This window comes from Streptomyces cinnamoneus (assembly GCF_002939475.1).
Lineage (GTDB): Bacteria > Actinomycetota > Actinomycetes > Streptomycetales > Streptomycetaceae > Streptomyces > Streptomyces cinnamoneus_A.
On the sequence record NZ_PKFQ01000001.1, the window covers coordinates 1,576,023 to 1,586,805 of the forward strand.

Consider the following 10,783-nt stretch of genomic DNA (forward strand, 5'->3'; position numbering starts at 1 on the left):
GCCGTCAGCCCTTCCAGGAGCGCCGCACCACGCCCTCGTCGACCTCGAAGTTCAGCCGGCCCACCCGGTACTCCAGGGTGATGACCGCCCCGGGCGCAAGCGCCCGCACGTCCGTCCAGCCGCGCTCGCGCGCCTGCCGCGCGGCGGTCTCGGCGGCGAGGCCGACGTAGGCCGCGGGGTCGTCGTCGGGGTCGGTGGGGAAGTTCGGAAGAGGTGCCATGCCGGCCACCGTAGGCCGCGCCGGCACGGCCGCGGAAGCCGGCCCTCCCAGGCGTCCGTCCTGACCGGGTCCGCCACTGGTCACACTTCTGTCACAGACAACTCGGCCGGGTTTACGGTCGCGCAGCTCACTCGTACGAGCCTTCCCGCACTCTTCCCGGAGCCTCCACAAAACACTTCCGATGAATTCACCACAGTTTTTCCGAACGCGGGGAACGGGGTGGTGCATTGTCCGGTGCAATTCCCGTGCGGACGCCTTCCGGATTTTCTCCGGCCGGGAATTCCGGGTGCCCTTCGGGAGGCCATGCCCCATTCGCGGCGGAATATAAAGTTCCGGCACCTCACACCCCGGATGCGCACCACGGTTTGACGGGGTGTCGTAAGAGGCGCCCTCGCGCGCGGACCGCCCGGCGAGCATCATGGCGGGTGCCCGTCTTCACGCAAGGGGACCACGGTTCCCGTGAGCCGACAGCGAGGGGGCACGGATGGTGAGCGACACCGCGCGGGCCAAGGAGGCGGCCGGGCCGGCCGGGGGAAGGCGAAGGGGGCGGATCCTGGTCGACTGGCTGACCACCACCGACCACAAGAAGATCGGCCACCTCTACCTGATCACCTCGTTCGTCTTCTTCCTGCTCGCCGGCCTGCTCGCGATGGTCATGCGGGCCGAGCTGGCCCGCCCGGGCCTCCAGCTGGTCAGCAACGAGCAGTTCAACGAGGTGTTCACCGCCCACGGCACGATCATGCTGCTGCTGTTCGCCACCCCGGCCTTCGCCGGCTTCGCCAACGCGATCATGCCCTTGCAGATCGGCGCGCCGGACGTGGCCTTCCCCCGGCTCAACATGTTCGCCTACTGGCTCTACCTCTTCGGCGGGCTCGTCGTCGTGAGCAGCCTGCTGATGCCCGAGGGCGGCGCGTCCTTCGGCTGGACCGCCTACGCGCCGCTGGACAGCGTGGTCCGGTCGCCCGGCCTGGGGTCCGACATGTGGATCATGGGGCTGGCCCTGTCCGGCTTCGGTACGATCCTCGGCGCGGTCAACTTCCTGACCACCGTCATCGGGATGCGGGCCCCCGGGATGACGATGTTCCGGATGCCGGTCTTCACCTGGAACGTCCTCTTCACCTCGATCCTGGTCCTCCTGGCCTTCCCCGTGCTGGCGGCGGCGCTGCTGTGCCTGGAGGCGGACCGCCGGTTCGGGGCGGTGGTCTTCGAGGCCCCGTACGGCGGAGCGCTGCTGTGGCAGCACCTGTTCTGGTTCTTCGGCCACCCCGAGGTCTACATCATCGCGCTGCCGTTCTTCGGGATCATCACCGAGATCATCCCGGTGTTCTCCCGCAAGCCGATCTTCGGCTACACCATGCTGATCGGCGCGACCATGTCCATCACGGCCCTGTCGGTCGTCGTCTGGGCGCACCACATGTTCGCCACCGGGGCGGTGCTGCTGCCGTTCTTCTCGTTCATGTCGTTCCTGATCGCCGTGCCGACCGGGGTGAAGTTCTTCAACTGGATCGGCACGATGTGGCAGGGCTCGCTGTCCTTCGAGACGCCCATGCTGTGGTCGGCCGGCTTCCTGGTGAGCTTCCTCTTCGGCGGGCTCACCGGGGTGATCCTGGCCTCTCCCCCGCTGGACTTCCACGTCACCGACACGTACTTCGTCGTGGCGCACTTCCACTACGTGGTGTTCGGGACCGTGGTCTTCGCGATGTTCGCCGGCTTCTACTTCTGGTGGCCCAAGTTCACCGGCAAGATGCTCGACGAACGGCTGGGCAAGGTCCACTTCTGGACCCTGTTCACCGGCTTCCACACCACCTTCCTCGTCCAGCACTGGCTGGGCGCGCAGGGGATGCCCCGCCGGTACGCCGACTATCTGGCGGCCGACGGGTTCACCGCCCTCAACACGGTCTCCAGCATCGGCGCGTTCCTGCTGGGCCTGTCCACCCTGCCGTTCCTCTACAACGTCGGGAAGACCGCGAAGTACGGACGGCGGGTGGACGCCGACGACCCCTGGGGCTTCGGCCGTTCGCTGGAGTGGGCGACGTCCTGCCCGCCGCCCCGGCACAACTTCGTCACCCTGCCCCGCATCCGTTCCGAGTCGCCGGCCTTCGACCTCCACCATCCGGAGACCGCCCGCCGGGCCGAGCCGTCACCGGCGGCCGAGCCCGCCTGAGCGGCGGCGGGCTTTGGCCCCGGGCTCCGCTCAGCCCACCGGCGGGCGCTCGTCGACGCGGAGCGAGAGGTCGTTGTCGACGGTGTAGTACGGGCTCACCTGGGCAAGGGCGTACGAGGCGGCGACCTGCCGTGCGGGGTAGGTGAAGACCTGCCGCTTGTCGGCGACGTCGTCCAGGATCCTGGCGACGCGCACCGGCTCCGTGCCCTCGGGGCCGCGCAGCCACAGGTCCCACACGTCCAGACCGCCCCGCCACTCCTCGCACAGCTGCGCGTAGGAGAGGGAGAAGGTGAAGTCCTGGCCGTCGGCGGTCACGGGCGCGGTGCGCACCAGGTCGGGCGCGCGCCGGCACCGGGCCTCGACGACGGCGCCGGCCAGCCACTCCGCCGGGTTCTCCACCCGGTAGAGCGTGCCGTGGCCCGTTATCCCCTCGGCGTCCACCAGGAGGTCCCCGGCCTCGGCGTGCGGGGCGCGCAGCCAGCTGCGCAGGGAGAGGTTGCCGTGCTTGGTCGCGTACGGGATGCGGACCGCGAGCGGCGAGGTGCTCGGGCCGGGTCTGCGGTCCACGAGGGAGCGCAGGTCGGCGAGGCCGGGCACCAGGCGCTGCGGGACGGCCTCGCCACAGGCGACGTGGACGTCCCAGCGGCCCTCGGGGAGGGAGACGGTGCTGGGCAGGACGGCGCGCAGCCGGCCGTCGCCGTTGGGCGTCAGCGGCAGCCGGACCTCCTCGGACTCGTCCTCGGCGCCCCGGCGGCGCAGGACGAGCGCCGCCGACCAGTGGGCGTCGGCGTCGACGCGGCCCGGGGCGTCCAGGTCGAAGGTCAGTCCGCCCGCGGAGTCCGCGATGCAGTCGGCGCTGGGGTTCGGTGCGCCGAAGGCCAGGGGAGGGGCAGACACGTTGGTGCACTCCTCGGAGGTGGTGGTCGTCAGGGGTGTCACGCCCGGCCGGTCGCCGGGGTTCGCGGGGCTGGGCGGAGTCATGCGGCACTCCCCTTGCGCAGGGAGCGGCTCCTGTCCTTGACCTGGAGGGCACTGCTGAGGAGGGCGCCGCGCGTGCGGTGCAGGGAGCCGCGCAGGGCGCCGCGCCCGGTGAGGTCGGCGAAGAGCTCCTCGTAGCGCCCGGCGACGCGGCCGGGGTCGAAGCGCGCCGAACTCTCCAGCGCCGCCTGCCCCATGCGGCGGCGCAGCTCGTCGTCGTTGATCAGCTTCAGCAGCCCGGCGGCGATGGCGTCGGTCTTGCCCACGGGCACGAGCAGGCCGTCGACGCCGTCGTCGATGATCTCGCCGGGGCCGTGCGGGCAGTCGGTGGAGACCACCGGCAGACCGCAGCGCATCGCCTCGACGATCGTCATCCCGAAGGACTCCAGGCTGGAGGTGACGGCGCCGATGGAGCCCTTGACCCACTCGGGCTCCAGCGGAGTGGCGGGACCCATGAGGTAGACGTGGTTGTAGAGACCGAGCTTGTCGATCAGGGCGCGCAGCTTGGCGCGCTCCGCACCGGCGCCGTAGATCCGCAGCCGCCAGTCGGGGCGCTCGGCCACGACCTTCTCGAAGGCGCGGATCAGCACGTCGTAGCGCTTGGCCGGGGCGAGCCGGCCGGCGGCGACCACCCACTTGCCGCTGCCGTCGGCGGGTTCGAGCGCCGGGGCGGGGACGCTGTTGGGCACGGCCTCCACGCGCACGCCGGGCAGCCGCATCACCTTCCGGTAGGTGCGGGCGTCGGCCTCGGTGACCGTGGTGACCGCGTCCAGCCGGGGGTAGTGGGTGCGCAGGGTGAGCTTGAGGGGCCCGGAGTGGGTGCTCAGCGTCAGGTGCTCCTGGCCGACGCGGGCCGGGCCGCGCCGCGCCTGCTGGGCGATGTGGACGTTGAGGCCGGGGCGGGTGCCGAGGACCACGTCGCAGTCCAGGCCGCGCAGGTGCTCCGCGATGCGGCGGTCGGTCAGCGCGCTGTACTGCTTGTACCGCCCCTCGGTCGCGGGGAAGACCGATGCGGGGCGCTCGTAGTCGGGGTCGTCGCCGTCGTAGGACGGGCTGTCCTTGCGCAGGTCGACCAGGTGCCGCAGCCGGATCTTGTCGCTGGGCGCGAAGACGGGCACGTCACGATGGCGGAAGACGGAGACGATCTCCACGTCGTGGTGCTCGGCGAGCGTCCCCGCCAGGTTGTACGTGGTGCGGATGGTGCCGCCGATCCCGTACGCGTTGTGAATCAGGAATGAGATGTGCATTCGTCCCCATGCAGCCGTGTGCCGCGGACAGTCCTGGTAGCCCGCCTCTACTGAGAGGTTAGACCGTGCCGGGAGCCCGGAGGTTGGTCTTGATCGCCAACTCGTTCCCCAAGTGATGAGGAATCGGTAGCGGATCCCGGGAACTTTTCCGGGGCGTGACCCCGGCCACGGATCATCCGTTGTCTCCTTATGAGCCGGGGACCACCCGGCGCACCCCGCACCAAGTTTCGAGGAGCCCCCGTGCCGCGCATGCTCGACGTCAGCGACGAGGTTCGCGCCGAGATCGGCGACGAAGAAGCGGAGCGACTGCTCGGAGGCGACAACGCCCCGGGCGTCTACGACTGCACCTCTTGTCGCGCCCCTGGCAACAGCGAGCAGCAGCCGACCAGCACCGTGCTGTTCGTGGGCGAGGAGACGGCGGTGCTGGCCTTCGCGCATGCCACCTGCATCCCCTCGCAGGTCGTTCCGGTGTCCGAGGAGCAGTTGCAGGGTGCCGTGCAGTCCATCACCGGCGAGGGCGCCCGGCCGGGCGTGCGCGAGGAGGTGTCGCTGCAGGCCGAGCTGGGGGTGACCAGCGGCCTGGTACTGGTCGGCGGCGACGTGTACCCGGCGCTGGTGGTGGAGCCGCTGGGCCCGATCGCCCGCCCCGGCACGACGGGCCCCGTCGACGTCTTCCTGGACCTGCTGACCAGCCAGGGCTTCGCACCCGTCACCGACCTGGACACCCCGCCCGCGCCGCTGCCGGGCTGGTCGGTGCTGGTGGCCATGGGCCGGCTGCACGCGGTGCTCCAGCCGCCGGTGGGCGGGGCCGCCCCGCAGGCGTGGTGGCAGGCGCACCAGGCGATGCAGGTCGCCGACGAATGGCGGGCCGCGGTCAACAAGACCCAGCGGGTGCTGGTCTACGCCGCCCCCGTCGGCACGATCGGCGCCCAGCCGCGCGAGGACCTGCTGCGCGAGGCGCTGGACCGGGCGGCGACCGCCGGGCGGCTGGTCGGAGCGGCCATGCCGCTCGCGGGCACATGAGCCGGCACGGCCGGGAGCCCGGCCCCGGAGCACACCTCGTCCACCGGGTCGTCCCCGGGCATTCGCCCGCGGGACCGCATCCCGCGGGCCTTGAGGTCGTTGGCAGGGGTGTGTACTCATACGAACCCGCCCCCCGGAACTCGTACCAGAACCACATCCCCGGCATGCGGCCATCCCGCGACGTCTCCACGGACAGTCACGTCTCGGTGACCCCGATCTACGACTCCCTCTGCTCCGAGTACCGCCGGTCGTTCCGGGCCCTGCCCTTCGACCGCTCGGGCGAGGAGGAGCTGAAGTTCAAGTCCTTCGCCCCGCAGCCGGGCGGGTACGGCTACGCCAACCAGCTGTCCGGGCCGTCGGCGTACCAGGGACAGTCGACGTACAACGCGGTCTGGGAGTCCTACTACGGCAACCGGCGCGGTCAGCTCCCCGCGCTGCCGCCCGGCCAGCGGGACGGCCGGATGCGCGGCTTCTAGCGCCCGGCCCCGGAGGGCCGCCCTCCCAGCGACGACGGAGCCCCGGACCCGCACAGGGATCCGGGGCTTGTGGTCGTGGCCGCTCGGTGCGGCTTACTTCTTGCGGCCGCGCTTCTCGCGCACCCGCACGGAGATGTGGATCGGGGTGCCCTCGAAGCCGAACTCCTCGCGCAGGCGGCGCTCGACGAAGCGGCGGTAGCCGGCCTCCAGGAAGCCCGAGGCGAAGAGCACGAAGCGCGGCGGCTTGGTGCCCGCCTGGGTGCCGAAGAGGATGCGCGGCTGCTTGCCGCCCCGGATCGGGTGCGGGTGGGCGGCGACCAGCTCGCCGAGGAAGGCGTTGAGCCGGCCCGTCGGCACGCGCGTCTCCCAGCCCGCCAGGGCCGTCTCGATCGCCGGGACCAGCTTCTCCATGTGGCGGCCGGTCTGGGCCGAGACGTTCACCCGGGGCGCCCAGGCGATCTGCTGGAGCTCGGTCTCGATCTCGCGCTCGAGGTAGTAGCGGCGCTCCTCGTCGAGGGTGTCCCACTTGTTGTAGGCGACGACCAGCGCGCGGCCGGCCTCGACGGCCATCGTGATGATGCGCTGGTCCTGGACGCTGATGCTCTCGCTCGCGTCGATCAGGACGACCGCGACCTCGGCCTTCTCCACCGCGGCGGCGGTGCGCAGGGAGGCGTAGTAGTCGGCGCCCTCCTGGAGGTGGACGCGCTTGCGGATGCCCGCGGTGTCCACGAACTTCCAGGTGGTGCCGCCGAGCTCGATCAGCTCGTCGACCGGGTCGCGGGTGGTGCCGGCCAGCTCGTTGACGACGACCCGCTCCTCCCCCGCGACCTTGTTCAGCAGGGAGGACTTGCCGACGTTCGGGCGGCCGATCAGGGCGATGCGCCGCGGGCCGCCGACGGCGTTGCCGAAGGTCTGGGCGGGGGCCTCGGGCAGGGCCTTGAGCACCTCGTCCAGCATGTCGCCGGTGCCGCGGCCGTGCAGCGCGGAGACCGGCATCGGCTCGCCGAGGCCCAGGGACCACAGCATCGCGGCGTCCGCCTCGGAGGAGGGGCCGTCGACCTTGTTGGCGCAGAGCACGACGGGCTTGCCGGCCCGGCGCAGCAGCTTGACGACGGCCTCGTCGGTGTCGGTGGCGCCGACCGTCGCGTCCACGACGAACACCACCGCGTCGGCGGCCTCGATCGCGTACTCGGCCTGTGCGGCCACGGACGCGTCGATGCCGAGCACGTCCTGCTCCCAGCCGCCGGTGTCGACGACCTTGAAGCGGCGGCCGGCCCACTCGGCCTCGTAGGTCACACGGTCGCGGGTGACGCCCGGGCGGTCCTCGACCACGGCCTCGCGGCGCCCGATGATGCGGTTGACCAGGGTCGACTTGCCGACGTTGGGACGGCCGACGACGGCGAGGACGGGCAGCGGGCCGTGCCCGGCCTCGTCGAGCGCGCCCTCGACCTCCTCCGCGTCGAAGCCCTCCTGCGCCGCGAGCTCCATGAACTCCGCGTACTCGGCGTCGCCAAGCTCACCGTGCTCGTCGCCGGTGTGGATCTGCTCGTCCATGAAGTCCGTTCCTCGTTCTTTATCGTCGGCGGACCCGTACGGTCCGCTACTCAAGTCTCAGTCAGCGGCCGGTCAGCCGCTTGGCGTCCGCCAGGTGGGCGCCGAGGTGCCGCTGGATGCGGACGGTCGCCTCGTCCAGCGCCTTGCGCGTCCTGCGGCCGCTGCCGTCGCCGGCCTCGAAGGGGTCGCCGAAGACCACGTCGACCCCGCTGCGCAGCGGGGGCAGCGCCCGTATGACGCGGCTGCTGCGCTCGCCGCTGCCCAGCACCGCCACCGGCACGATCGGCGCGCCCGAGCGCACGGCGAAGTAGGCCAGGCCCGCGCGCAGCGAGGCGAAGTCGCCCTCGCCCCGGGTGCCCTCGGGGAAGATGCCCAGCACACCGCCCTGCTCCAGGAGCTGGAGCGCGCCGGTGACGGCCGTGCGGTCGGTGCCCGTGCGGTCCACCTCCAGCTGGCCGATGCCGCGCAGGAAGGGGCCGAGCGGGCCCACGAACGCTTCCTTCTTGATCAGGAAGTGCACGGGGCGGGGTGCGGTGCCCATGAGCATGGGCCCGTCGATGTTGTGGGTGTGGTTGACGGCCATGATGACCGGCCCCGCGGCGGGCACCCGCCAGGCGCCCAGCACGCGGGGCTTCCACAGCCCGTACATCAGGCCGATGCCGATGCGCCGCCCGACGGCGGCACCGGAAGCGGACGCGGTCACGCGGACCGCTTCTCCTCGGCCGCCGACCGCTTCTCCTCGACCAGGGTCACGACGCACTCGATGACCTGGTCCAGGGTCAGCTCGGTGGTGTCCACCTCGACCGCGTCGTCCGCCTTGGCCAGCGGGGAGGTCTTGCGGCCGGAGTCGGCGGCGTCCCGCTTGACCAGGGCGGCCTGGGTGGCGGCCAGGTCGGTGGCCTCCTTGCCCTTCAGCTCGCCGCTGCGGCGGGCGGCACGCGCCTCGGGGGAGGCGGTGAGGAAGATCTTGACGTCGGCGTCGGGCAGCACGGTGGTGCCGATGTCCCGGCCCTCGACGACGATGCCGTGCGGCGCCTCGGCGGCGATGGCCCGCTGGAGCTCGGTCAGGCGGGTGCGGATCTCCGGCACCGCGCTGACGGCGCTCACGGCGGAGGTGACCTCCTGGGTGCGGATGGGCCCGGCGGCGTCGGCGCCGTCGACCACGATCGTGGGCGCGGACGGGTCGGTGCCGGAGACGATCTCCGGCTTGCCCGCGGCCTCGGCCACGGCGGTGGCGTCGTCCACGTCGATGCCGTTGCTCAGCATCCACCAGGTGATCGCCCGGTACTGGGCGCCGGTGTCCAGGTAGCGCAGGCCGAGCTTGGCGGCGACGGCCTTGGAGGTGCTGGACTTGCCCGTGCCGGAGGGGCCGTCGATGCCGACGATGACTGCGGCCGGGGCGGTCCGGGCGGCGGTTTCCACGGTGTCAGACACCTTCCTTGTGCACGGTGCGGGAGACGAGGCGCCCATACAGGGCTCACACAAGGTTACTGGCTCGCCGGAGCGCCCCGTGCAGCCGTACGACCGGCGGGCTACTGCCGGACCGACCAGCCCCGGTCCCGCAGCGTCGCGGTGAGCCCGGCCACGGCGGAGGGCTCGACCATCAGCTGGATGAGACCGGCCTGCTGTCCGGTGGCGTGTTCGATGCGTACGTCCTCGATGTTGACGCCCGCCCGGCCGGCGTCCGCGAAGATCCGCGCCAGCTCGCCCGGCTGGTCGCCGATGAGCACGGTGACGGTCTCGTAGGCGGCCGGGGCGGCGCCGTGCTTGCCCGGGACCCGGGACCGGCCGGCGTTGCCGCGCCGCAGGACGTCCTCGACGCCGGTGGCGCCGTCGATGCGCTTGTCCTCGTCGGGGGACTCCAGGGCGCGCAGCGCCCGCACGGTCTCGTCGAGGTCGGCGGCCACGCCGGCCAGCACGTCGGCGACCGGGCCGGGGTTGGCGGAGAGGATGTCCACCCACATGCGGGGGTCGGAGGCGGCGATGCGGGTCACGTCGCGGATGCCCTGGCCGCACAGGCGCACGGCCGTCTCGTCGGCGTCCCGCAGCCGGGCGGCGACCATGCTGGAGACCAGCTGGGGGGTGTGCGAGACGAGGGCCACGGCCCGGTCGTGGGCGTCGGCGTCCATGACGACCGGCACCGCGCGGCACAGGGCGACGAGCTCCAGCGCGAGGTTGAGGACCTCGGTGTCCGTCCCGGGGGTGGGGGTCAGCACCCAGGGCCGGCCCTCGAAGAGGTCGGCGGAGGCCGCCATCGGGCCGGAGCGCTCGCGCCCGGCCATCGGGTGGGTGCCCAGGTATCCGCTGAGGTCGCAGCCGAGCGCCTCCAGGTCGCGGCGCGGGCCGCCCTTGACGCTGGCGACGTCGAGGTAGGCGCGGGCCAGGCCGCCCCGGACGGCCTCGGCGAGGGTCTCGGCGACGTGCGCGGGCGGCACGGCCACGATCGCCAGGTCCACGCGGCCCTCGGGGGCCCGGTCCGTGCCGGCCCCGCGGGCGGCGGCGGTGCGCGCCTGTGCGGGGTCGTGGTCCGACAGGTGCACCTGGACTCCGCGGCCGGCGAGGGCGAGGGCGGCGGACGTGCCGATCAGTCCGGTTCCGATCACAAGGGCGGTTCTCACGCCCCCAGCCTAGTCAGCCTCCGGAGGGCGACGGGCGGGACCGGGGTCCGGTAGAACCGTATTCATGATCTTTCATGTGGTCCCCCTCGACGACTGGCTGGCCGTGCCCGACCGCCCCTACTCCCCCGCCTCCCTCGCGGACGACGGCTTCGTCCACTGCTCCCCCGACGAGGCGACCACGCTGGCCGTGGCCACGGCCTACTACCGCGAGGTGCCCGGTCCGCTGATGGCCCTGCTGATCGACGAGCACAAGCTCGACGTCATGGTCCGCTGGGAGGCCGCCGACCCGGCCCCGCCGCCGGGGGCGGCCCCGGGTGCGCTCTTCCCGCACGTCTACGGGCGGATCACGCGGGACGCGGTCGAGGGGATGATGGAGATCCAGCGCGACGAGGACGGCCGGGCGACCGGGATGACGGTCTGGTCGTAGACGACGGTCTGGCGAGGACTTCCTGCATCCGGGTGCGCCGGCGCTCGGCGGCGTGGTGCCGGGCGCGAGGCCGGCC

Annotated in this window: 11 protein-coding genes; 4 read left to right on the forward strand and 7 right to left on the reverse strand. The window is 72.4% G+C overall.

From position 1 onward, the window contains the following. Nucleotides 1-4: 4 nt before the first annotated feature. The gene (locus tag CYQ11_RS06390; RefSeq protein WP_099202046.1) at nt 5-220 is read right to left on the reverse strand and encodes an I78 family peptidase inhibitor; all 216 of its coding nucleotides are present in this window, start codon (nt 218-220) and stop codon (nt 5-7) included. Between the two features lie 484 nt (nt 221-704). Here CYQ11_RS06390 and ctaD point away from each other — a divergent pair, with 484 nt between their 5' ends. Continuing rightward, nucleotides 705-2,384 carry an aa3-type cytochrome oxidase subunit I gene (gene ctaD, locus CYQ11_RS06395; protein WP_099202045.1) on the forward strand — a complete coding sequence of 560 codons (1,680 nt, stop codon included), beginning with the start codon at nt 705-707 and terminating at the stop codon, nt 2,382-2,384. Between the two features lie 30 nt (nt 2,385-2,414). Here the strand turns inward: ctaD and CYQ11_RS06400 are convergent, their stop codons facing one another. After that, nucleotides 2,415-3,365, reverse strand: coding sequence for a hypothetical protein (locus tag CYQ11_RS06400; RefSeq protein WP_240003651.1), 951 nt, complete (start codon nt 3,363-3,365; stop codon nt 2,415-2,417). Beyond that, nucleotides 3,362-4,609, reverse strand: coding sequence for a glycosyltransferase family 4 protein (locus CYQ11_RS06405; RefSeq protein ID WP_099202044.1), 1,248 nt, complete (start codon nt 4,607-4,609; stop codon nt 3,362-3,364). Before CYQ11_RS06405 ends, CYQ11_RS06400 begins: the two co-directional genes overlap by 4 nt. 249 nt (nt 4,610-4,858) lie before the next feature. On the opposite strand from CYQ11_RS06405, the gene CYQ11_RS06410 reads away from it, so the two are divergent. After that, entirely contained in the window at nt 4,859-5,632 is a 774-nt protein-coding gene (locus CYQ11_RS06410) for a DUF8842 C-terminal domain-containing protein (RefSeq protein ID WP_099202199.1), read from the forward strand. Nucleotides 5,633-5,796: 164 nt separating this feature from the next. Then, nucleotides 5,797-6,108 carry a hypothetical protein gene (locus tag CYQ11_RS06415; protein ID WP_181143595.1) on the forward strand — a complete coding sequence of 104 codons (312 nt, stop codon included), beginning with the start codon at nt 5,797-5,799 and terminating at the stop codon, nt 6,106-6,108. A gap of 93 nt (nt 6,109-6,201) precedes the next feature. Here CYQ11_RS06415 and der read toward each other — a convergent pair whose 3' ends face one another. The 4 genes from der to CYQ11_RS06435 all read right to left on the reverse strand — a co-directional run bounded on the left by der (nt 6,202) and on the right by CYQ11_RS06435 (nt 10,280). Continuing rightward, complete coding sequence (gene der / locus CYQ11_RS06420) at nt 6,202-7,662, reverse strand: ribosome biogenesis GTPase Der (protein ID WP_099202043.1); 1,461 nt, start codon at nt 7,660-7,662, stop codon at nt 6,202-6,204. Nucleotides 7,663-7,723: 61 nt separating this feature from the next. Beyond that, nucleotides 7,724-8,422, reverse strand: coding sequence for a lysophospholipid acyltransferase family protein (locus tag CYQ11_RS06425; RefSeq protein ID WP_398780532.1), 699 nt, complete (start codon nt 8,420-8,422; stop codon nt 7,724-7,726). Beyond that, entirely contained in the window at nt 8,362-9,096 is a 735-nt protein-coding gene (cmk, locus tag CYQ11_RS06430; protein WP_099202042.1) for a (d)CMP kinase, read from the reverse strand. The genes CYQ11_RS06425 and cmk overlap by 61 nt, the downstream gene beginning before the upstream one ends. 98 nt (nt 9,097-9,194) lie before the next feature. Further along, complete coding sequence (locus tag CYQ11_RS06435) at nt 9,195-10,280, reverse strand: prephenate dehydrogenase (RefSeq protein WP_099202041.1); 1,086 nt, start codon at nt 10,278-10,280, stop codon at nt 9,195-9,197. Nucleotides 10,281-10,344: 64 nt separating this feature from the next. Between CYQ11_RS06435 and CYQ11_RS06440 the strand changes: the two genes are divergently transcribed. After that, entirely contained in the window at nt 10,345-10,707 is a 363-nt protein-coding gene (locus CYQ11_RS06440; RefSeq protein ID WP_099202040.1) for a DUF952 domain-containing protein, read from the forward strand. Nucleotides 10,708-10,783 lie beyond the last annotated feature (76 nt).

Coding starts and splice junctions, on each gene's coding strand:
- der (WP_099202043.1), bottom strand. CDS start 7,662: ATGGACGAGCAGATCCACACCGGCGACGAGCACGGTGAGCTTGGCGAC.
- ctaD (WP_099202045.1), top strand. CDS start 705: ATGGTGAGCGACACCGCGCGGGCCAAGGAGGCGGCCGGGCCGGCCGGG.
- CYQ11_RS06390 (WP_099202046.1), bottom strand. CDS start 220: ATGGCACCTCTTCCGAACTTCCCCACCGACCCCGACGACGACCCCGCG.
- CYQ11_RS06400 (WP_240003651.1), bottom strand. CDS start 3,365: ATGACTCCGCCCAGCCCCGCGAACCCCGGCGACCGGCCGGGCGTGACA.
- CYQ11_RS06440 (WP_099202040.1), top strand. CDS start 10,345: ATGATCTTTCATGTGGTCCCCCTCGACGACTGGCTGGCCGTGCCCGAC.
- CYQ11_RS06405 (WP_099202044.1), bottom strand. CDS start 4,609: ATGCACATCTCATTCCTGATTCACAACGCGTACGGGATCGGCGGCACC.
- CYQ11_RS06415 (WP_181143595.1), top strand. CDS start 5,797: ATGCGGCCATCCCGCGACGTCTCCACGGACAGTCACGTCTCGGTGACC.
- CYQ11_RS06410 (WP_099202199.1), top strand. CDS start 4,859: ATGCTCGACGTCAGCGACGAGGTTCGCGCCGAGATCGGCGACGAAGAA.